Source organism: Acidovorax sp. FG48 (assembly GCF_057809085.1).
Window position 1 is genome coordinate 203,555 of sequence record NZ_JBMDJH010000006.1, and the last position, 20,377, is coordinate 223,931.

Genomic DNA, 20,377 nt, shown 5'->3' on the forward strand with positions numbered 1-20,377 from the left:
TATTCCTTACACTTCGCGCCTATTTCGTTTTTTGGCCGGGCAGGCCACGGCTCCCTGGAGGCTGCGCATGAAGTTTCGCTTTCCCATCATCATCATCGATGAAGACTACCGTTCCGAGAACACCTCGGGGCTTGGCATTCGTGCGCTCGCGCAGGCCATCGAGGCCGAGGGCTTCGAAGTGGTTGGTGTCACCAGCTATGGCGATCTGTCGCAGTTTGCCCAGCAACAAAGCCGTGCCAGTGCGTTCATTCTGTCCATCGACGATGAAGAGTTCACGGTGGGCGAGGGGCTGGACCCCATCGTGCTGAGCCTGCGCAACTTCATTGGCGAAGTGCGCCGCAAGAACGCCGATGTGCCCATCTATGTGCATGGTGAGACCAAGACCAGCCGCCACCTGCCCAACGACATCCTGCGCGAGCTGCACGGCTTCATCCACATGTTCGAGGACACCCCCGAATTTGTGGCGCGCCACATCATTCGTGAGGCTAAGAGCTACCTCGAAAGCGTGCAGCCGCCGTTCTTCAAGGCGTTGCTGGACTACGCCGAAGACGGCTCGTACAGCTGGCACTGCCCCGGCCACTCGGGCGGCGTGGCCTTCTTGAAAAGCCCCGTGGGCCAGATGTACCACCAGTTCTATGGCGAAAACATGCTGCGCGCCGACGTGTGCAACGCGGTGGAAGAACTGGGCCAGCTGCTGGACCACAACGGCGCCATTGGGGAATCGGAGCGCAATGCGGCACGCATCTTCAATGCCGACCACTGCTTCTTCGTGACCAACGGCACGTCCACGTCCAACAAGATGGTGTGGCACCACACCGTGGCCCCCGGCGATGTGGTGGTGGTGGACCGCAACTGCCACAAGTCCATCCTGCACAGCATCATCATGACCGGCGCCATCCCGGTGTTCATGAAGCCCACGCGCAACCATTTCGGCATCATCGGGCCCATCCCCCAAAGCGAGTTCGAGCCCAAGGCCATTGAGGCCAAGATCAAGGCCAACCCCTTGCTCAAGGGCGTGGACGCCAAGAAGGTCAAGCCACGCGTGCTGACCCTCACGCAATCGACCTATGACGGTGTTCTGTACAACACCGAGACCATCAAGGGCATGCTCGACGGCTATGTGGACAACCTGCACTTCGACGAGGCCTGGCTGCCGCACGCGGCGTTCCACCCGTTCTATGGCAGCTACCACGCCATGGGCAAGAAGCGCACGCGGCCCAAGCATTCGGTGACGTACGCCACGCAGTCCATCCACAAGCTGCTGGCCGGCATCAGCCAGGCATCGCATGTGCTGGTGCAGGACTCGCAGACCACCAAGCTCGACCGCCACCTGTTCAACGAGGCGTACCTGATGCACACCAGCACCAGCCCTCAGTACAGCATCATCGCCAGCTGCGATGTGGCCGCCGCCATGATGGAGCCGCCCGGTGGCACCGCGCTGGTGGAAGAAAGCATCCTGGAGGCGCTGGACTTCCGCCGCGCCATGCGCCAGGTGGAGGACGAGTTCGGCAAGAACGACTGGTGGTTCAAGGTCTGGGGTCCTGAAAAGCTCACCGACGAGGGCATCGGCCGTGCAGAAGACTGGATCATCCGCAGCGACAGCAAGAGCAAGAAGGGCAGCAAGTGGCACGGCTTCGGCCAACTGGCCGACGGCTTCAACATGCTGGACCCGATCAAGTCCACCATCGTCACGCCTGGCCTGAGTCTGGACGGCAAGTTTGACAAGACCGGTATCCCTGCGTCCATCGTGACCAAGTACCTTGCTGAGCACGGCGTGGTGGTGGAGAAGACGGGCCTGTACAGCTTCTTCATCATGTTCACCATCGGCATCACCAAGGGCCGCTGGAACACGCTGCTGACGGCGCTGCAGCAGTTCAAGGACGACTACGAGAAGAACCAGCCGATGTGGCGCATCCTTCCCGAGTTCTGCCAGCAGCACAAGCGCTACGAGCGCATGGGCCTCAAGGACCTGTGCCAGCACGTACATGAGATGTACGCCAAGTACGACATTGCACGCCTGACCACCGAGATGTACCTGTCGGACCTCACGCCCGCCATGAAGCCTTCGGACGCGTACGCGCACATCGCGCACCGCACCACCGAGCGTGTGGAGATCGACCACCTGGAAGGCCGCATCACTGTGGGCCTGGTCACGCCGTACCCGCCGGGCATTCCGCTGCTGATTCCGGGCGAAGTGTTCAACAAGAAGATCGTGGACTACCTCAAGTTCGCGCGCGAATTCGCCAAGCTGTGCCCCGGTTTCGAGACCGACATCCACGGCCTGGTGGAAGTGGAAGACGAGAACGGCCAGGTGCGCTATTACGCCGACTGCGTGGCAGAACAAGGCAAGCCCGGCAAGAACCCCAAGCCGCTGGCAACTGCCAAGAACCTGGTGCAGGTGGGCGACGACGGCCCGTACGGACGCAACGTGTAAGCGCCCGTCTTGGCGCAGGTGCATCGGTGCACCAGCTCTTCAAAAATCGCTCCCCCGGCTTGGCTGGTGGAGCGATTTTTTTATGCGCTTGAATCCGTTGTGGCGTTGGGGGCGTATTGACTATCAGCCGCGTGACTCTCACACGGTGACTGTCTTCACAACACCCTCAGGAGATTTTCATGCCCCTTCGATTCAACGCCCGCTTGGCCACCATCGCTCTGACGGCTGCCATGGCAGCTGCCGCAATGCCTGCCATGGCGCAGGTCATGGTGGGCGGCGCGCCCATGCTGGCCAGCAAGGACATCATCGACAACGCTGTGAACTCCAAGGACCACACCACCTTGGTGGCTGCGGTCAAGGCGGCTGGCCTGGTGGAGACGCTCAAGGGCCCTGGCCCGTTCACCGTGTTTGCTCCCACCAATGCGGCATTTGCCGCACTGCCCGCCGGCACGGTGGACACGCTGCTCAAGCCCGAGAGCAAGCCCACATTGACCAAGGTGCTCACCTACCACGTGGTCGCAGGCAAGTACGATGCTGCCGCGTTGTCCAAGATGATTGCCGATGGCAAAGGCATGGCCAGCCTCAAGACCGTGGCGGGCGGTACGCTCACCGCCAAGGCCAGCGGCAATGCCGTCATGGTGACGGACGAAAAGGGCGGTACGGCTACGGTGACGATTGCCGACGTGTACCAGTCCAACGGCGTGATCCACGTGGTGGACAAGGTGTTGTTGCCCAACTGATTGGGCAACGGATAGGAGCGAGGCGGCATGCGCTGCCGCGCTCAGCTCGCGTATCGCCACCTCGTCGAAATCAGCTCGGGTTTGCGGTGGCCCCGTCAGCGGGTGGGCGGCATGTCGTCGCGCACCCGCACAAAACTCGCGAAGCGTGGCACGCCGCTGTCGTGGGTGCCTCTGAAGCGGTAGGTCACCCAGCTACCCACGGGCGGCGGGTGGTCGCGCTCCGCGTCGGTCAACCCTGCGCCCAGTCGAAACCGCTGGCCCGAAGGCATCTCCACCACCAGGGCGCCCAGCCGCCCGGCGTGGCGGCCTTGGCCGGGCAGATGGGCGACCACCTTGGCCTCGGTGTCTTCGTGGGTCTTGACCTTGATGAGATCGTCACTGCGACCTGCGCGGTACATCGATGCGCCCCGGTGCAGCATCAGCCCTTCGCCGCCCGCGCGCACAGTGCGCAGCAGCAGCTTTTGCAAAGCGGCGTCGCTGGCTACGCGCTGCTGGGGCACCGCCTGCACCCATGGCTGGTCCAGCGACTCTACGAGCTTGTTCAATGCGGGCAGGCGCTGGTCAAACGTGCCGCCGTGCGCAGGCAGGTCAAACACCATAAAGTGCATCTCGCGCCAGGCGGCATCGTCCGGCTGCTGCTGGCGCACGGTGGACTGGGCGTGGCTGAATCGGCCGCGTCCTGCCCACAGCTCGCCGTCCATGGGCGTGTCGGGCCAGCCGGCGGTGAACCATGCCGGGGCCGCCACGGTCTCTCCACCCCGCGTGCGCAGCGTGTGGCCGTCCCAGTAGCCGCGCACGCCGTCGTATTTTTCGCTCACCCAGTAGTCCGCGAGGCGCATGCCGGGGCGGTACACATTGGCCAGCAACAGGGCGGGTGCGTCGGCGGCCCAGGCCTGGGGGGTGGTCAGTGCGGCCAGGGGCGCGAGGCCCAGCCAAGCCAGGCAGTGTCTGCGGAGCATTCGATTTGCTATCAAAAAAATAGCTTCTAGCGCATGTTCTATCAGCGCTAGAAGCCTGTTTGGTTCAAAAATGCGGTGAGCCCGCTTGGCGGATTACACCTGGTCGGCGCTCAGGCCAGCGGTCTGGCTGAAGCCGCCGTCCACATAGGTGATCTCGGCCGTCATGCCCGATGCCAGGTCCGACAGCAGGAAGGCCGCCACATTGCCCACGTCTTCAATCGTCACGTTGCGGCGCAGGGGCGAGGCGTCGGCCACACGGCTCAGCAGCTTGCCAAAGTCCTTGATGCCGCTGGCAGCCAGGGTCTTGATGGGGCCCGCGCTGATGCCGTTGGCGCGGATGCTGCGGCCGTCTTCGGTGCGGCCCACGGCTTCGGCCAGGTAGCGCACGCTGGCTTCCAGGCTGGCCTTGGCCAGGCCCATGGTGTTGTAGTTGGGGATGGAGCGCAGCGCGCCCAGGTAGCTCAGGGTCAGAAGCGACGACTTGTCGTTCAGGTAGGGCAGGGCCGCCTTGGCCATGGCCGGGAAGCTGTAGGCGCTGATGTCGTGCGCAATGCGGAAGCCTTCGCGGCTCAGGCCGTCCAGAAAGTTGCCCGCAATCGCTTCGCGCGGTGCAAAGCCGATGCTGTGCACAAAGCCGTCAAACTTCGGCCAGGTCTGCGACAGGTCTGCAAACATGCGCGCGATCTGCTCATCGCTGGCCACGTCGCAGTCGAACACCAGCTTGGAGTTGAACTCGGCCGCAAAGTCGGTGATGCGGTCCTTGAAGCGCTCGCCCACGTAGCTGAACGCCAGCTCGGCACCTTGCACGTGGCAAGCCTTGGCAATGCCGTAGGCAATGGAGCGGTTGGACAGCACGCCCGTGATGAGCAGCTTCTTGCCGGTCAGAAAACCCATGTGAAATCTCCTTGTGGAATAGCGGAATGCAGGCTTGGCGCCCGGTGCATGTGGATATGCGGCTTTGGCTGCAAGCCCCTGCGAACGTAGTGCAGAATTGTCGCATGCGGTTTTGGCTGGCTTTGTTGCTGATGGGGAGTGCTGTTCCAGCGTGGGCAGCGCATGCGTATGCCTTGTGGGGCGCGCCGCGCTATCCGGCGGGCTTTGCGCATTTCGACTATGTGAATCCCGAGGCCCCCAAGGGCGGTGAGTTGCGGCTGGTGAGCAACCTGCGCACGTCCACCTTTGACAAGTACAACCCGTTCACCATCAAGGGCAACGCACCGGCCTACCTGTCGTCGCTGATGTTCGACTCGCTGCTGGTGGGCTCCATGGACGAGACCGCAACCGGCTATGGCCTGCTGGCCGAAGATGTGGAAGTCGCCCCCGATGGACTGTCGGCCACCTTCCGGCTGCGGCCCGAGGCGCGCTTTCACAACGGCAAGCCGGTGCTGGCCCAGGACGTGAAGCACAGCTACGAAACGCTGGTGGGCCCCTTCACCTCACCCTCTTACAAGACCTTGCTGATCGAAGTGGCGGGCGTGGATGTGATCAACGACCGCACCGTGCGCTACCGCTTCAAGCAACCCAACCGCGAGCTTCCCATCACCGTGGGTGGCTTGCCGGTGTTCAGCCGCGACTGGGGCGTGGAAAACGGCAAGGCCAAGCCCTTTGACCAGGTGGTGATGGACATCCCCATCGGCAGCGGCCCCTACAAGATCGGGCCCGTGCGCTTCGGCAAGGACATCACCTATGTGCGCGACCCCCAGTACTGGGCACGCGACCTCAACGTGCGCAAGGGCACGGCCAACTTCGACCGCATCCTGGTCAAGATTTACAAGGACAACACCGCGCGGCTGGAGGCGCTGAAAGCGGGCGAGTTCGACCTGATGCGGTTCTTCAGCGCGGGCGATTGGGCCCGCCGCGTCACGGGCAAGAAGTTCGATAGCGGCGAGCTGGTCAAGGGCGAGTTCAAGCACAAGCTGCCGTCGGGCTTTCAGAGCTACGTGCTCAACACCCGCCGCCCGCTGCTGCAGGACGCGCGGGTGCGGGAGGCCCTAGGCCTGGCGATGGACTACGAGTGGATGAACCGCCAGATGTTCTACGGCGCCTACCAGCGTGTGAACGGCCTGTTTGGTAACACGGCCTGCGAAACCAAAGGCAGCCCGTCGCCCGAAGAGCTTGCGCTGATGGAGCCCTATCGCAAAGACATTCCTGCGGCCGCCTTCGGTCCCATGACCGTGCCCCCGCGCACCGACGGCGATTCGTCACTGCGGGCCAACCTGCGCCGGGCACAGTCACTGCTCAAAGAGGCAGGCTGGGAGGTGCGCGATGGCGCCCTGCGCAACGCGAAGGGCGAGGCCATGGTGCTGGAGTACATGGACAGCAACGAAGGCGGCGTGCGCACCATCACCCCCTGGATCCGCAATCTCGAAAAGATCGGCGTCACGCTGCGCTTCCGCTCGGTGGACTTTGCGCTGTACCAGCAGCGCCTCCAGAAGTTCGACTTTGACATCACCACGATTGCCTTCCAGGGCACCAACAACCCTGGCCAGGAGTTTGCCGATATGTTCGGCAGCCAGGCCGCCGACACGGAAGACTCCGGCAACTTCGCGGGTGTCAAGAACCCGGCGGTGGACGCCATGATCAAGGCCATGACCTCTGCCAAAACCGAGGCGCAACTGCTGCCTGCCTGCCATGCGCTGGAGCGCATCATTGCGCACAGCCACTACCTGATTCCGCAGTGGACGGCGGGCACCCATCGCATGGCGTACAACGCCTGGCGCCTGGCCAAGCCCGCCACGGTGCCACCGTACTCCAGCGGTGAAAGCTGGGTCATTGACACCTGGTGGGCACGCATTCCACCGCAGACCGCGCCCGACAAAAAATAACCACCCGCCAGCCCACCCATGTTTGCCTACATCCTCAAACGCGTGTTGCTGATGCTGCCCACCCTGCTGGGCGTGCTGCTGCTGACCTTTGTGGTGATCCAGTTCGTGCCGGGCGGCCCCGTGGAGCAGTACATGGCCGAGGCCAAGGCTGGCGTGGGCGGCGGCGGTGCCGAAAGCGGTGGCCTGAGCTACCGGGGCGCTCAGGGCGTGGACCCCAAGCGGCTGGAGCAGATCAAGGCCCTGTACGGCTTTGACAAGCCGGCGCATGAACGTTTTTTTCAGATGCTGGGCCAGTTCGCGCGTTTTGATCTGGGCAAGAGCTTCTTCCAGAACAAGGACGTGTGGCAGCTGGTGGTCGAGAAGCTCCCGGTCTCCATCAGCCTGGGCCTCTGGACCTTCTTCATCAGCTACCTCGTCGCCGTGCCGCTGGGCGTGGCCAAGGCGGTGCGTGCCGGGTCGCGGTTTGACCTGGTGACCACGCTGCTCATCCTGCTGGGTTATGCCATCCCGGGCTTTGTGCTGGGCGTGGCGCTGCTGGTCATTTTTGGCGGGCAGCTGCAGTGGTTTCCGCTGCGGGGGCTCACGTCGGCCAACTGGGACGAGCTGAGCTGGGGCGCGCGCATCGTGGACTATCTTTGGCACATCACGCTGCCCGTCACGGCCATGGTGCTGGGCAGTTTTGCCGTCACCGCGATGCTGACCAAGAACGCCTTCCTCGAAGAGATCCGCAAGCAGTACGTGCTCACGGCCCGTGCCAAGGGGCTGAGCGAGCGGCAGGTGCTGTGGAAGCATGTGTTCCGCAATGCGCTGATCCCCATCATCACGGGGTTTCCCGCCGCCTTCATCGGCGCGTTCTTTGCGGGCTCGCTGCTCATCGAGACCCTGTTCTCGCTCGACGGCCTGGGCCTGCTCAGCTACGAGAGCGTGATCCGCCGCGACTACCCCGTGGTGCTGGGCACGCTGTATTTGTTCACGCTGATCGGGCTGGTCACCAAGCTCATCAGCGACCTTTGTTATGTGTGGGTGGACCCGCGCGTGAAGTTTGACTAGCCCGAACGCACCGATGGCCCCGATGAGTCCTGCTGCTACCCCGATTTCACTCTCCCCGTCCCGCCGTGCCTGGCTGCGCTTCAAGCGCAACCGCCTGGGGTACTGGAGCCTGCTGATCTTCAGCGCCCTGGTGCTGGTGAGCCTGTGCGCCGAGCTGGTCAGCAATGACAAGCCACTCATCGTGCGCTATGAGGGGCAGACCTACTTCCCCCTGCTGAAGGACTACCCCGAGAAGACTTTCGGCGGTGACTTCGAGACCCCGACTGACTATCTGGACCCCTTCATCCAGCAGCGGCTGAGCACGGGCAGCAACTGGGCGCTTTACACCCTCAACCGCTACGGCCCCAACACGCTCAACTACTTTGCCAAGGCGCCCAACCCCTCGGCCCCCACGGGCGACAACTGGCTGGGCACGGACGACCGGGGGCGCGACTTGCTGGCGCAGTTGCTGTACGGCTTTCGGGTGAGCGTGCTGTTTGGCCTGGCGCTCACCACCACGGGCGTGCTGCTGGGCGTTATCACAGGGGCCATCCAGGGCTTTTTTGGCGGCAAGACCGACCTGGCGTTCCAGCGCTTTATCGAGATCTGGGGCTCCATGCCCGAGCTGTACCTGCTCATCATCTTCAGCGCGGTGTTTGCGCCCAGCATTGCGCTGCTGCTCATCTTGCTGAGCCTGTTTGGCTGGATGGGCCTCTCGGACTATGTGCGTGCTGAGTTCCTTCGCAACCGCCAGCTCGATTACGTGAAGGCAGCCCGTGCGCTGGGCGTGAGCAACAGCCAGATCATCTGGCGCCACATCCTGCCCAACAGCCTCACGCCCGTGGTCACGTTCCTGCCGTTTCGCATGAGCGGCGCGATTCTGGCGCTGACCTCGCTCGATTTTCTCGGCTTGGGGGTGCCACCGGGCACGCCCTCGCTGGGGGAACTACTGAGCCAGGGCAAGAACAGCATTGATGCGTGGTGGATCTCGCTGTCCACCTTTGGCGTGCTGGTGGTCACCCTGTTGCTGCTGACCTTCATGGGCGATGCGCTGCGCGATGCGCTCGATCCCAGAAAGGCGGACCTGTGACCATGACCGCATCGGCCATGAAACCCGTGCTGCTCGAAGTCCACGACCTGCATGTGCGTTTTGGCGCCAAAGAGGTGGTGCGTGGCGTCAACTTCACGTTGGCCGCAGGCGAAAAGCTGGCACTGGTGGGGGAGTCCGGCTCGGGCAAAACCATCACCGCCCTGAGCCTGCTGCGGCTGGCGGGCAATGCCGCCATCACCGGCCAGGCCCTGCTGCAAGGGCGGGGCGACCTGCTGGCGATGACCGAGCGCGAGATGCGCGGCGTGCGCGGGGGCGAGATCGCCATGGTGTTCCAGGAGCCCATGACCGCGCTCAACCCGTTGATGACAATTGGCCAGCAGATCGCCGAGATCCTGCTGCTCAAGAAAGGCCTCACCGGTGCCCAGTGCGCGCAGGCCGCCATCGATCTGCTGGCGCAAACCGGCATCCCCGAGCCTGCGCGTCGCGCCAACAGCTTTCCGCACCAGCTCAGCGGCGGCCAACGCCAGCGCGCCATGATCGCCATGGCCCTCGCCAGTTCGCCCAAGCTGCTACTGGCCGACGAGCCCACCACCGCGCTCGACGTGACCTTGCGCGGCCAGATCCTGGACCTGCTGAGCGACCTGCAGCGCCAGACCGGCATGGCGGTGCTGCTGATCACGCACGACCTGAACCTGGTGCGCCGCTTTGCCGACCGCGTGGCGGTGATGGAGCAAGGCGTGCTGGTAGAGCAGGGGCCGGTGGCCGAAGTCTTCGGCGCACCCCAGCATGCCTATACCCGCCGTCTGATCGCCAGCCAGCCACGCCGCGATGTGATCGAGGCCGACCCGCCCGCAGGCACCGCGCCCGTGGTGCGGACGCAAGACCTGCGCGTGGTCTACCCCACGCCGCTGCCGGGCATCAAGGGCTGGTTCAAAAAAGGCGAGTTTGTGGCGGTGCAGGGCGCCACCTTGCAATTGCTGCCCGGTCAGACGCTGGGCGTGGTGGGCGAATCCGGCTCGGGCAAGTCCACGCTGGCCCAGGCCATCCTGGGGCTGTTGCCCTCGACGGGACAACTGCAGGTGGGTGGGCAGGCGTGGCAGCAGCCCGCCATGCGCAACACGCCCACCAACCAGCAGTTGCGCCGCCGGGTGCAGGTGGTGTTTCAGGACCCGTTCTCGTCCCTGTCCCCCCGCCTCACGGTCGAAGAAATTGTGGGCGAGGGCCTAAAGGTGCACGAGCCCTCACTCAGCGTGGCCGAACGCCGTGCGCGCGTGGAGGCGGTGTTGGCCGAGGTGGGCCTGGCCGAAGCGCAATACCCGCGCCTGCTGGAGCGCTACCCGCATGAATTTTCGGGCGGCCAGCGCCAGCGCCTGGCCGTGGCGCGCGCCCTCATCGTGCAGCCGCAGGTGCTGGTGCTCGACGAGCCCACCAGCGCGCTCGATGTCACCATCCAGCAGCAGGTGCTGGGCCTGCTGCAACGCCTGCAAAAAGAAAAGGGCCTGAGCTACCTGCTCATCACCCACGACGTGGACGTGATCCGCGCCATGGCGCACGATGTACTGGTCATGAAGGACGGCGTGGTGCTCGAAAGCGGCAGCGTGACGGAAGTGCTGGATGCGCCGCAGCATCCCTACACCCAACGCTTGGTGGCAGCCGCCACAGTGCCTGGCGGATAGTTTTTGGGCTCTATGGGCTACAGGCGCCAGTGGAATATACGCTGGCTGCTATCAAATTTGAGTATTTTGCGTCCGTGTAGCGTGGCGCAGCGTAGAGCGGCTAACAAAACTCAGCGAAGCGGTTCTGGCTAGGCGCTGTGTCGCAGGCAGTACGAGCAGTACGACAAGACACAGCAACGACGCCAGAAGAGTTTTGTTGGCCGCTCTTAGTGTCCGCACCCCGCATGGGGCCATGTCCCTTTTCCTGCGTACGGTGATCAGGTTCTGACCGCTGGGCGCCGCGCATGTTGCTCCACGCCGGGCTGGGCCCAGACGAGCTTGCGCATATCCACGCCCAGGGCCTGTGCCCGCTCCATCAGGTGCTCGCGCACATGCCAGGGCAGGGTGGGTGTGCGGGACAGCACCCACACATACTCGGTGCTGGAACCCACCACCAGGGCCCACTGGTAGTTCTCATCCAGCGCCACCACGTTGTAGCCGCCGTAAAACGGCCCGAAGAACGACACTTTGAGCGCTGCGCGGTCGGGGCTGTCCACAAACTCGGCGCGGCCCTCCGCTTCCTTCCACTGCTTGCGCACCGGGTCGTAGCCCCGGTTCACCACCTTGATGGTGTTGTCTGCGCTGCGGCTGTAGGTGGCGGTGGCCTGCGTCAGGCCGCGTTCAAACGAGTTTTCGATGCGGGCTACCTCGTGCCATTGCCCTGTGTAGCGGTCCACGTCAAAGCCCGAGACGGGCTGCACGCCTTCGGGTGTGCGCGGGGTGGAGCAGGCCGACAACATCATCACCCCCATCAACGCGGCGGCACCCACGATCCAGGGCCAGGGGGAGCGGCGGGGCGTGGTGCGGATGGCTGGCATGGCGAGTTCTCCTGAGGGCTGTTGTTGTGGGGGAGGGGCGCTGGCTGCAGCGCCTGCCTGGCAACCGACTGTAGGTACGGCGCCTGATGCCCGGTGTAGGAAGGCGCTGGCGCGTGGTGTCGGCGGCGCGGCGGACCTTGCTCGGCAGGCGCGTCCCTCTGTACCCTTTGAGCGGTCACGCGTGCTGCCTGAACCGTGCGGGGTTAGAGTGCAGCAGGGCAATCGCGGGGTGCCTCTGCACCCTGGCGCGTTTGGCCGTCCAGCCGTTTAGGAGTCCCGTGAACCATTCCAGCTTTCCATACACCTCTGCATCGGCCTCGGTGCAGGCGTCGCGACAAGACCTGCCCGGCGAGGACCCGGCAACGCGCAGCTATTTGCAGGCGCGGCGCCATGCAGCGCCCGGCGCATGGAGCAGCGGGTTGCATCTGGGGGCGCAACAGGTGCTCTGGGCGGCGGGTGCCGATGCGCCCGCACCTTCCGTGAAGCTGAGCCTGCCCTTGGGCGGCGCGCGCACAGCACACCAGTTCTTCCGCCATGCCGTGCCCACTCCCCTGGAACTGGAAAACGCCATTGCGGTCGTGGAGGATGAGGTCTACGTGGCCCATCGGCAGCTACAAGGCTTGTTGCCCGGCGGGCAGGGGTGGGCACCATGGTCTGCAGATGCAGCACTGCATGAACTGGCCACCTTGGCGGGCGTGCCGCCCGGGGCTCAACGCGTGCTGACGCTGGAGGCCATGGAGCGCCTGTTCAATCGGCTCGCCGCTGTGGCCGAGCGGCGCCCCGCGGCGCACGAGGGCCTGCCGGAAGACCCCGTCTTTGCCGGCACGCTGCTGGTGCAGCGCGAGCTGATGCACCACCTGCCGTTCGCCACCATGACATTGGTGGAGACGCCGTAGTCGCCATTCGGAAATTCGCCTGATGTGCGAGGCGCTTTCGCATGGGCTCTTGCACGGTGCCAGGGCATACAGCGAAGGTATCGGCGGGCCCTTGCAACCCAGGCAGGCGCCGTGACGCGTCAACGCGATTGGCAAAGGCAGCCGGGCCTGCCGTCGGTCATGTACGCGGCAGTGCGGCGAACCAGTCCCGCAGAAAGTCAGCCAGCGCCCGCGTCTTGGCCGACAGGTCGCTGCGCGTGGGGTAGACCAGCGTCACATCGGCGGCGGGCAGCGACCAAGCCGGCAGCACGCGCACCAGGCGGCCCGCAGCCAGGTGGGCCGCCACGTCCCATTCGGAGCGCATCAGCACCCCGTGGCCTTCCAGCGCCCAGGTGGTGGCGGCCGCGCCGTCGTTGGTGCTGAGCATGCCGCGCACCTTCACGGTCTCCTGCCGCTCGCCCTGGTGCAGGTGCCAGGTGCCATAGGTCTCGTCGCTCTCGCGGATCACGATGCACTGGTGGGCCAGCAGGTCGGACGGTTGCTCGGGCTCGCCGGCCTGGGCCAAGTAGGCGGGCGATGCGCACAGCACGCGCCGGTTGGCCAGCAGCCGCCGGGCCGTGAGGCGCGAGTCCGGCAGGTCGCCAAAGCGCACGGCCGCGTCAAAGCCTTGCTCCACCAGGTTCACGGGGCGGTCCGTCAGGTGCAGCTGGACCTCCACCTCGGGGTAGGCACGGGCAAACGCCGACAGCGCGGGCGCGATGTGCACACGGCCAAAGCCCAGCGTGGCGGCCAGCTTGATCAGCCCCCGGGGCGAGCTGCGAGCGCCGGCCACCGTGCGCTCCAGCGCCTCCAGGTCACCGAGGATGCGGGCACCGTCCAGCAGATAGGTCTCTCCCTCGGGCGTGAGGCGGATGCGCCGGGTCGTGCGGTGCAGCAGGCGCACGCCCAGCCGGTGTTCCAGCTGCGCCAGGCGCCGGCTGACCGCAGGCGGGGTGATGCCCATCTGCTGCGCGGCTGCGGCCAGGCTGCCCTCCTTCATCAGCAGGGCGAAAAAGCGCAGGTCCGAAAAACCGTCCATGAAGATACCTGATTCGTGCTTTGAATTTATGAATGAAGTAATTTTGACGGTATTTATGGCTTTGAACATCACTCCTAAGATCACATCCACAACAAGTATCCGCAGGAGACAAACCCATGACCGTCGCTTTCACCACCACCGTCCCGTCCCGTTCGCACCGTCTGTCCCGTCGCCTGGCGGCTGCCGCAGCGGCACTGGCCGCGCTGGCCCTGCTATCGCCGGCTCCAGCCCTGGCGCAAGCGGCCGGTTATCCCAACAAGGCCATCAAGCTCGTGGTTCCGTACGCACCGGGCGGCAGCGCCGACATCGCGGCGCGCCTGGTGACGGACGAATGGGGCAAGGCCCTGGGCGGATCGCTGTTCATCGAGAACAAGGGCGGCGCGGGCGGCAACATCGGCGTGGACATGGTCGCCAAGGCCCAGCCCGACGGCTACACCATCGGCCTGCAGACGGTGTCGCTGGCCATCAACCCCGCCCTCACGGCCCGGATGCCCTACGACACCTTGAAGGACCTGGCGCCCATCGGCATGGTGGCCAGCTCGCAGCATGTGCTGGTGGTCAACAACGCGGTGCCTGCCAAGAACCTCAAGGAGCTGCTTGCGCTGCTCAAGGCCAAGCCAGGGCACTACTCCTACGGCTCGGCGGGCCCGGGCAGCACCTTCCACATGTCGGCCGAGCTGTTCAAGGCTGTGGCGGGAACACCCATCGTGCACATCCCCTACCGTGGCGGCGGCCCGGCCATGATCGACACCATGTCGGGCCAGGTGGCCATGAGCTTCCCGGTGCTGTCGGCCGCGCAGCCGCACGTGCAGGCCGGCAAGCTGCGCGCCCTGGGCGTGACCGGCACGAAGCGCTCGGCGCTGATGCCCGATGTGCCCACCATTGCCGAGGCAGGCCTGCCGGGCTATGCGTTTGAAACCTGGTTCATCGTGTTCGCGCCGGCCGGCACGCCCAAGCCCATCATCGACAAGCTCAACGCCACGCTGAACCAGGCACTGGGTACCCCCGCGCTCAAGGAGCGCATGGCCAAGGACGGGTTCGACCCCATCCCCTCCACCCCCGAGCAGGCCCGCGCACGGCTGGAGCAGGAAATGCCCCAGTGGGCCAAACTGATCAAAGAGCGCGGCATCACTGCAGAGTGAGCGGGTTCGCCTTCCACTTCGCCCCACGGCCAGGACCACCTCGCCCATGACCACTTCACTTTTCCCCGGTTTCATCCCTCACCGCGTGCCCACGCCCGACGGCCAGCACATTCACGCGCTGGTCGGCGGCACGGGCCCGGCCTTGCTGCTGCTGCACGGCCACCCGCAGACCTCGGCCATCTGGCACAAGGTGGCGCCTGTGCTGGCGCAGCACTTCACGCTGGTGCTGGCGGATCTGCGGGGCTACGGCGACTCGGCCAAGCCCACCGGCGATGCCGAACACCTGCTCTACAGCAAGCGCACCATGGCCGACGACATGCTGGCCGTGATGCAGCACCTGGGCCACCCGCGCTTTGCCGTGCTGGCCCACGACCGGGGCGCGCGCGTAGCGCACCGCCTGGCGGCCGATCACCCGGATGCGGTGCAGCGCATGGTGCTGCTGGACATCGCGCCCACCCTGGCCATGTACGAGCAGACCAGCAACGCGTTCGCCCGCGCCTACTGGCACTGGTTCTTCCTGATCCAGCCCGCGCCGCTGCCCGAGCGCCTGATCGAGGCCGACCCCGCTGCTTATGTGCGCGACGTGATGGGCCGGCGCAGTGCAGGCCTGGCCCCGTTCGACCCGCGTGCCCTGGCCGAGTACGTGCGCTGCCTGGCCCTGCCGGGCACGGCCCACGGCATCTGCGAGGACTACCGCGCCGCCGCTGGTATCGACCTAGTGCACGACCGCGCCGACCGCGATGCGGGTCGCCAACTCGCCATGCCTCTGCTGGCCCTGTGGGGTGAGCAGGGTGTGGTGCATCAGTGCTTTGAGCCGCTCAAGGAGTGGCAGCGCGTGGCGACTGACGTGCGCGGCCATGCGCTGCCCTGCGGCCACTACATCGCCGAAGAAGTGCCCGACGCGCTGCTGGAAGCTGCCCTGCCTTTCCTGCTGGCAGGTCAATAGCCCATTCCCCTCACCCCCATCACGATGACCATGACCACACCCGCAACGCTCTACCAGAAGCTGGTGGCATCGCACACCGTGGCCGTTCTGGACGAACAGAACGTGCTGCTCTTTTGCGACCTGCACCTGATGAACGAATACACCAGCCCCCAGGCCTTCGCCGGCCTGCACGAGGCCGGGCGCGGCGTGCCCGTGCCGGGGCAGAACGTGGCGGTGGTAAGTCACATCATCCCCACGCACCCGGTGCGCCACCGGGTCATTCAAGACACCCCTTCAGCGCTGCAGGCCAGCAACCTCAAGGCCAATTGCGACCGCCACGGCATCCCGCTGTTCGACACCAACGACCCGCTGCAGGGCATCGAACACGTGATCGCGCCCGAGCACGGCATGGTGCGCCCTGGCATGGTCATCATCTGCGGCGACAGCCACACCACCACCTATGGCGCGCTGGGCGCTTTAGGCTTCGGCATCGGCACGTCCGAGGTCGAGCATGTGCTGGCCACGCAGACCCTGGTCTACCGCCTTGCCAAAGACATGCGCATCCGCGTGGACGGCGCGCTGCCGCCGGGCACCACCGCCAAGGACCTGATCCTTCTCATCATCAGCCGCATCGGCGCGCAGGGCGCGCGCGGCTATGTGGTCGAGTTCTGCGGCAGCGCCATCGGCGCCCTGTCGGTGGAGGCGCGCTTCACGCTGTGCAACATGGCGGTGGAAGCGGGAGCGCGCGGCGCGCTGATCGCGCCCGACGCCAGCGCCATCGACTACGTGCTGGCGAAGGCCCCCGACATCGGCGGCGACGTGCGCACGCAGGCCCTGGCCCACTGGGCCACGCTGCGCAGCGACGACGGCGCCGTGTTCGATGAGGAGCACGTGTTCGACGCGGCCGAGGTGGCCCCCTTCGTCACCTGGGGCACCAGCCCCGACCAGGCCATGGCCATCAACGCCACCGTGCCCCGGCCCGAAGACATGGCCGATGCCGTGCAGCGCGGCAGTGCCGAGCAGGCCTTGCGCTACACGGCATTGGCGGCGGGCCAGCCGCTGGCGGGCGTGCCCGTGCAGCATGTGTTCATCGGCTCGTGCACCAACGCCCGCATCGAGGACCTGCGCGAGGTGGACCGCGTCGTTGGCAGCCGCCGCGTGGCCCCGGGCGTGCGCGCGATGGTTGTGCCCGGCTCGGGCGCGGTGAAGGCCCAGGCCGAGGCCGAGGGCATTGCCGCGCGCCTGGTGGCGGCCGGCTTCGAGTGGCGCCAGCCCGGCTGTTCCATGTGCCTGGCCATGAACGACGACGTGCTGGCCCCTGGCCAGCGCTGCGCATCCACCACCAACCGCAATTTCGAAGGCCGCCAGGGCAGGGGGGCGATCACGCACCTGATGAGCCCGGCCATGGCCGCCGCCGCGGCCGTCACGGGTTGCATCACTGACGTCAGAACCCTGGAGGGGACCGCATGAGTGCCGACCACAACACCAGCTTGCGCGGCAGGGCCGCACTGCTCGACATCGCCAACCTGGACACCGACCAGATCATGCCCAAGCAGTTCCTGCGCGGCATCGACAAATCGGGCCTGGCGCCGGGCCTGCTGTACGACCTGCGCTTTGACGGCGCCGGGCAGCCGCGCGAAGACTTCGTGCTGAACCAGCCAGCCTTTGCCGGCACCGATGTACTGCTGGCGGGCAGCAACTTCGGCTGTGGCTCCAGCCGCGAGCATGCGGTGTGGGGCATGCAGCAGTACGGCTTCAAGGCGGTGGTGGCGTCGAGCTTTGGCGAGATCTTCTACTCCAACGCCATGAACAACCGCCTGTTGCTGGCGATGGTGAGCGAGGACGATGCCCAGGCCTTCATGCGCGAGGCCCGTGCCCACCAAGGGCCGATGGCGATAGAGATCGATGTGGAGCAGCGCCAGGTGCGCACGGCAGGGCACAGCGCGCCCTTCACCGTCTCCGAGCGCCACAGGCGCATGTTCATCGACGGCCTGGATGTGATCGGTGCCTCGTTGACTTACCGGGACCAGATCACGGCGTTCGCCCAGCGCCACTGGGAGGCCCAGCCGTGGGTGAAGGATGTCGCGCGGCGCACGCGCGATCGGCTCAGCGCCGCATCCTCGCAGCCTTGACCGGTCGGCGCCTCGGCGCAGTGGGGGCGCCTACTTGGCGGCAGCCTTGGCCGCCTGCGCAGCCTTCTGCGTCTTGTTGTAGACCTCCATCACCGTCGCAAAGTCGCGCTCAAAGTTGATGGGCAAAAAGGTGTCGTTGCCCGGCAGCAGCTGCCGCAGCTTGGGCGAAAAGCTGTAGCTAAAGGAGCACTTCTTCACACGCGCCTGCAGCTCGGGCGAGACATCCTTGCCCATTGTCCAGGTCTCGGTCATGAAGGGTGGGCTCTCCCACAGCGTGCGGATGCTGGAGCCTTTCACGTCGCCCTTCACCACCATGCGCTGGTACAGGTCGCTGGCCACGGCCGCCGCGGGGTAGAAGCCATGCATCACGCCCGTGACCGAGCGCTCATGGCCGTTGGAGAACACCACTTCGTAGTTCTGGTCTGGCACCAGCCCGATGGCCGGGAAGAGTGCGCGCGGCGCCAGGTTGCCCGAGTTGGACGTGGGCGTGGTGTGCGCAATCTTCTTGCCCACCAGGTCCTGCGGCTTGGTGAAAGGGCTGTCCACGCGTGCGATGAGGATCAGCTTGTACGAATTGCGTTGCCCGCTGGCCTTGTTGCCCGGCACGCCGAACGGCGCGGGCTGGCCTGCAGCCACCAGTTGCGGCACCAGGCCGGGGTTGACCTGGGCCAGCTGGGCCTTGCCAGACACCAGGCTGTCGATGAGTTCCTTTTCAGCCAGCACGTCGATGTTGGTGCTCTTGTCCAGCGACTCGCCCTGCTGGTTCTGCAAGTCGATGTTGCCGCAGCGCGCCAGGTGGTTGAAGTAGTCGCCCCACAGCAACATGGTCTCGGCCTTGGCATAGGTCTTGGGCATGGCCACCACCAGCTTTTCGCGCGGGCTGTTGGTGAACTGGTTGGCGGCTTGCGCAGCGGCAGCAGGCTTGGCAGCGGCGGCACGCTCCGTCTGTGCAGCCACTGGGCCCAGGGTCAGGGCAGCGCCAGACAGCAGTGCATACAAGCGGGTATCGAATCGCATGGTTAAGGTCCCTCCGGTGTGTTGCTTTGGATCGGGCCGAGCCCGAGGGCGGAGAGTATGCAGGCGCTTTGGGTGATGATCGGGCACCCATGCGACTGCGTGCGGGCTCTCGGCGCAGCCGCCAAGGCACTGGACGGTTTGTCAACCGACCGTCTGGTGCGCTGGACAAGGCCGCGAGGGACAGGCGTGGCAACGCCCGACACAATGCCTGCACGCCATCACGCAATACCCTTCATACGTTCACCACCGTTCCAGTCCCATGTCGCAAAACACCCTCACGCTGCAGCTGTTCTTTGAAGACCCGATCAAGCTCAAGACCTGCCAGCTGGTCTACCAGTACCTGTGCGCAGACAACACCGAGCAGGCCCAGCGCTGGGCCGGCAAGCTGGGCGCACCTAGCCTGGAGGCCTTGTGGGATGGGGAATGGTTCAACCAGTCGGTCACTGCAGCGCCATCGCACCTGGTGCTGCAATTTGATACCGGCACCAGTGGCGACCTGCCTTTGCTGCAGATCGAAACCCTGTTCCGCCACGGCCTGCGGGCGGCGGTGATGGAGGTCTTCTACGACCAGGTGGGCGAAACCGAACGCATGCACTTCGACCAGGGCCGCTGGGTGTCGCGCCAGGCATTCATGGACGCCAACCCGCAGTGGCGCGCGGTGGTCGAGCCTGTGCCACAGGTCGGTGAGGGCGGCGAAGACGGCGATGCCGATGACCGCTACGCCTGCTCCAAAGACCCGGCCAAGCCGCTGGCCGTGGCCAAGCTGCGCCAGCAGGAAGAAAAGCGCAAGCGTGAGGCCCGTGAGGCGGCCGAGGCGTTTGTCGAAATGGCGCGGGCCATGGGCAAAAGCGGCAAATCACCCGTGCAGGGGCTGATGGCTGTGCTGCTGTTGCGGTCCGGGTTCAAAGGGCTGGTGCATGCGGTGGTCTTCACGGTGGTCACCGTGCTGCTGTTCAAGGGCTTCTGGCTGTGGATGGGCCTGGGGCTGGTGCTGGCCGTGGCGCTGCCGCTGTACTACATGGCCACCGAACACAAAGCGATGCGAGGGGACGACGGCAACGATGACGCCGACAAGCCTGGCGACGATGGCCCCGCCACGGTGATGGCAGTGCAGTAAAAGCATCTCAGGAGAAGAACAACATGCTGACGCAAATCGAATGGTGGGGCGGGGTGATTTTTGTGCTGGGGGCGCTGACTTACCGCATGGTCATGGGGGCGCTGGAGCGGCCGGTGGATGGCATCCCCTGGTACCGGCTCATGATGCACGTGTTCTTTCTGGCGCCGGCCGCGCTGCTGGTGGGCTATTTCTATCCGCTCACGCAGCCCGCGCTGCAATACGGCTACCTGGCGCTATTGGCCGTGTCGCTGCTGGTGGTGGCCGTGATACTGATGCAGGAGATGACTGGCGATTCGGGTGAGAGCGAAGAAATGCGCCGCAGCAAAGAGCCCTTGAAGGAGGACGCAAAAGCCGAGGCCGAAGACCACGAAGAGCCCGGCTGGCTGATGTCGGTGGTCGGCGCCGTCGTGTTGTACAGCCCGGTGCTCACGGCCTGTGGCCTGGCCTGCACCAAGGCCTGGCCCATGGTGCAGCCGTTGCTCTGACGCATCGGCAATACCGACCCCTTGCGGCCGGATGG

At 65.5% G+C, this 20,377-nt stretch carries 18 protein-coding genes; 13 read left to right on the plus strand and 5 right to left on the minus strand.

Features of this window, described 5'->3' with window-relative positions:
• Positions 1-67 precede the first annotated feature (67 nt).
• Positions 68-2,434 (plus strand): Orn/Lys/Arg family decarboxylase, encoded by a 2,367-nt coding sequence (locus ACODSU_RS11360; RefSeq protein WP_343735374.1) that lies wholly within the window; start codon positions 68-70, stop codon positions 2,432-2,434.
• A 179-nt stretch (positions 2,435-2,613) separates the two neighbouring features.
• Positions 2,614-3,174 (plus strand): fasciclin domain-containing protein, encoded by a 561-nt coding sequence (locus ACODSU_RS11365; RefSeq protein ID WP_488842382.1) that lies wholly within the window; start codon positions 2,614-2,616, stop codon positions 3,172-3,174.
• 95 nt (positions 3,175-3,269) lie between these two features.
• On the opposite strand, the gene ACODSU_RS11370 is transcribed toward ACODSU_RS11365, so the two are convergent.
• Both ACODSU_RS11370 and fabI read right to left on the minus strand, forming a co-directional pair.
• Complete coding sequence (locus tag ACODSU_RS11370; RefSeq protein WP_488842383.1) at positions 3,270-4,133, minus strand: DNA ligase; 864 nt, start codon at positions 4,131-4,133, stop codon at positions 3,270-3,272.
• Between the two features lie 93 nt (positions 4,134-4,226).
• Positions 4,227-5,027, minus strand: a complete 801-nt coding sequence (gene fabI / locus ACODSU_RS11375; protein WP_488842384.1) for an enoyl-ACP reductase FabI — start codon at positions 5,025-5,027, stop codon at positions 4,227-4,229.
• A gap of 104 nt (positions 5,028-5,131) precedes the next feature.
• On the opposite strand from fabI, the gene ACODSU_RS11380 reads away from it, so the two are divergent.
• The 4 genes from ACODSU_RS11380 to ACODSU_RS11395 are packed head-to-tail and all read left to right on the plus strand — an operon-like array spanning position 5,132 to position 10,714.
• Positions 5,132-6,958 carry an extracellular solute-binding protein gene (locus tag ACODSU_RS11380; protein WP_488842385.1) on the plus strand — a complete coding sequence of 609 codons (1,827 nt, stop codon included), beginning with the start codon at positions 5,132-5,134 and terminating at the stop codon, positions 6,956-6,958.
• Positions 6,959-6,976: 18 nt separating this feature from the next.
• The gene (locus tag ACODSU_RS11385) at positions 6,977-8,008 is read left to right on the plus strand and encodes a microcin C ABC transporter permease YejB (protein ID WP_488842386.1); all 1,032 of its coding nucleotides are present in this window, start codon (positions 6,977-6,979) and stop codon (positions 8,006-8,008) included.
• Between the two features lie 13 nt (positions 8,009-8,021).
• A complete protein-coding gene (locus ACODSU_RS11390) occupies positions 8,022-9,077 on the plus strand; it encodes an ABC transporter permease (protein WP_488842387.1) in 1,056 nt (351 codons plus the stop codon).
• Between the two features lie 2 nt (positions 9,078-9,079).
• Complete coding sequence (locus ACODSU_RS11395; protein ID WP_488842388.1) at positions 9,080-10,714, plus strand: ABC transporter ATP-binding protein; 1,635 nt, start codon at positions 9,080-9,082, stop codon at positions 10,712-10,714.
• Positions 10,715-10,971: 257 nt separating this feature from the next.
• Here the strand turns inward: ACODSU_RS11395 and ACODSU_RS11400 are convergent, their stop codons facing one another.
• A complete protein-coding gene (locus ACODSU_RS11400) occupies positions 10,972-11,571 on the minus strand; it encodes a lipocalin family protein (RefSeq protein WP_488842389.1) in 600 nt (199 codons plus the stop codon).
• 278 nt (positions 11,572-11,849) lie between these two features.
• Between ACODSU_RS11400 and ACODSU_RS11405 the strand changes: the two genes are divergently transcribed.
• Positions 11,850-12,467 (plus strand): hypothetical protein, encoded by a 618-nt coding sequence (locus ACODSU_RS11405; protein WP_488842390.1) that lies wholly within the window; start codon positions 11,850-11,852, stop codon positions 12,465-12,467.
• A 157-nt stretch (positions 12,468-12,624) separates the two neighbouring features.
• Here ACODSU_RS11405 and ACODSU_RS11410 read toward each other — a convergent pair whose 3' ends face one another.
• The gene (locus tag ACODSU_RS11410; protein ID WP_488842391.1) at positions 12,625-13,524 is read right to left on the minus strand and encodes a LysR family transcriptional regulator; all 900 of its coding nucleotides are present in this window, start codon (positions 13,522-13,524) and stop codon (positions 12,625-12,627) included.
• 116 nt (positions 13,525-13,640) lie between these two features.
• On the opposite strand from ACODSU_RS11410, the gene ACODSU_RS11415 reads away from it, so the two are divergent.
• From ACODSU_RS11415 to leuD, 4 genes are read left to right on the plus strand one after another with little or no spacing between them, the layout of a single operon-like run.
• Entirely contained in the window at positions 13,641-14,666 is a 1,026-nt protein-coding gene (locus ACODSU_RS11415) for a tripartite tricarboxylate transporter substrate binding protein (protein WP_488842392.1), read from the plus strand.
• 46 nt (positions 14,667-14,712) lie between these two features.
• Positions 14,713-15,612: an alpha/beta fold hydrolase gene (locus ACODSU_RS11420; protein ID WP_309824796.1), complete on the plus strand. Its 900-nt coding sequence runs from the start codon at positions 14,713-14,715 to the stop codon at positions 15,610-15,612.
• Between the two features lie 30 nt (positions 15,613-15,642).
• A complete protein-coding gene (gene leuC / locus ACODSU_RS11425) occupies positions 15,643-17,061 on the plus strand; it encodes a 3-isopropylmalate dehydratase large subunit (protein WP_488842393.1) in 1,419 nt (472 codons plus the stop codon).
• Positions 17,058-17,723, plus strand: a complete 666-nt coding sequence (gene leuD, locus ACODSU_RS11430; protein ID WP_488842394.1) for a 3-isopropylmalate dehydratase small subunit — start codon at positions 17,058-17,060, stop codon at positions 17,721-17,723. The genes leuC and leuD overlap by 4 nt, the downstream gene beginning before the upstream one ends.
• Before the next feature lie 30 nt (positions 17,724-17,753).
• Here leuD and ACODSU_RS11435 read toward each other — a convergent pair whose 3' ends face one another.
• Complete coding sequence (locus tag ACODSU_RS11435) at positions 17,754-18,740, minus strand: PhnD/SsuA/transferrin family substrate-binding protein (RefSeq protein ID WP_476016947.1); 987 nt, start codon at positions 18,738-18,740, stop codon at positions 17,754-17,756.
• Between the two features lie 259 nt (positions 18,741-18,999).
• On the opposite strand from ACODSU_RS11435, the gene ACODSU_RS11440 reads away from it, so the two are divergent.
• Positions 19,000-19,857 (plus strand): hypothetical protein, encoded by an 858-nt coding sequence (locus ACODSU_RS11440; RefSeq protein WP_488842395.1) that lies wholly within the window; start codon positions 19,000-19,002, stop codon positions 19,855-19,857.
• Positions 19,858-19,880: 23 nt separating this feature from the next.
• Entirely contained in the window at positions 19,881-20,342 is a 462-nt protein-coding gene (locus ACODSU_RS11445; RefSeq protein WP_488842396.1) for a hypothetical protein, read from the plus strand.
• Positions 20,343-20,377 lie beyond the last annotated feature (35 nt).

What these genes read in the sequence shown, in the direction of transcription:
- ACODSU_RS11445 (WP_488842396.1), top strand. Translation starts at nt 19,881, where the DNA reads ATGCTGACGCAAATCGAATGGTGGGGCGGGGTGATTTTTGTGCTGGGG.
- ACODSU_RS11370 (WP_488842383.1), bottom strand. Translation starts at nt 4,133, where the DNA reads ATGCTCCGCAGACACTGCCTGGCTTGGCTGGGCCTCGCGCCCCTGGCC.
- ACODSU_RS11400 (WP_488842389.1), bottom strand. Translation starts at nt 11,571, where the DNA reads ATGCCAGCCATCCGCACCACGCCCCGCCGCTCCCCCTGGCCCTGGATC.
- fabI (WP_488842384.1), bottom strand. Translation starts at nt 5,027, where the DNA reads ATGGGTTTTCTGACCGGCAAGAAGCTGCTCATCACGGGCGTGCTGTCC.
- ACODSU_RS11390 (WP_488842387.1), top strand. Translation starts at nt 8,022, where the DNA reads ATGGCCCCGATGAGTCCTGCTGCTACCCCGATTTCACTCTCCCCGTCC.
- ACODSU_RS11395 (WP_488842388.1), top strand. Translation starts at nt 9,080, where the DNA reads ATGACCGCATCGGCCATGAAACCCGTGCTGCTCGAAGTCCACGACCTG.
- ACODSU_RS11440 (WP_488842395.1), top strand. Translation starts at nt 19,000, where the DNA reads ATGTCGCAAAACACCCTCACGCTGCAGCTGTTCTTTGAAGACCCGATC.
- ACODSU_RS11385 (WP_488842386.1), top strand. Translation starts at nt 6,977, where the DNA reads ATGTTTGCCTACATCCTCAAACGCGTGTTGCTGATGCTGCCCACCCTG.
- leuC (WP_488842393.1), top strand. Translation starts at nt 15,643, where the DNA reads ATGACCACACCCGCAACGCTCTACCAGAAGCTGGTGGCATCGCACACC.
- ACODSU_RS11435 (WP_476016947.1), bottom strand. Translation starts at nt 18,740, where the DNA reads ATGCGATTCGATACCCGCTTGTATGCACTGCTGTCTGGCGCTGCCCTG.
- ACODSU_RS11380 (WP_488842385.1), top strand. Translation starts at nt 5,132, where the DNA reads ATGCGGTTTTGGCTGGCTTTGTTGCTGATGGGGAGTGCTGTTCCAGCG.
- ACODSU_RS11420 (WP_309824796.1), top strand. Translation starts at nt 14,713, where the DNA reads ATGACCACTTCACTTTTCCCCGGTTTCATCCCTCACCGCGTGCCCACG.
- ACODSU_RS11360 (WP_343735374.1), top strand. Translation starts at nt 68, where the DNA reads ATGAAGTTTCGCTTTCCCATCATCATCATCGATGAAGACTACCGTTCC.
- ACODSU_RS11365 (WP_488842382.1), top strand. Translation starts at nt 2,614, where the DNA reads ATGCCCCTTCGATTCAACGCCCGCTTGGCCACCATCGCTCTGACGGCT.
- ACODSU_RS11415 (WP_488842392.1), top strand. Translation starts at nt 13,641, where the DNA reads ATGACCGTCGCTTTCACCACCACCGTCCCGTCCCGTTCGCACCGTCTG.
- ACODSU_RS11410 (WP_488842391.1), bottom strand. Translation starts at nt 13,524, where the DNA reads ATGGACGGTTTTTCGGACCTGCGCTTTTTCGCCCTGCTGATGAAGGAG.
- leuD (WP_488842394.1), top strand. Translation starts at nt 17,058, where the DNA reads ATGAGTGCCGACCACAACACCAGCTTGCGCGGCAGGGCCGCACTGCTC.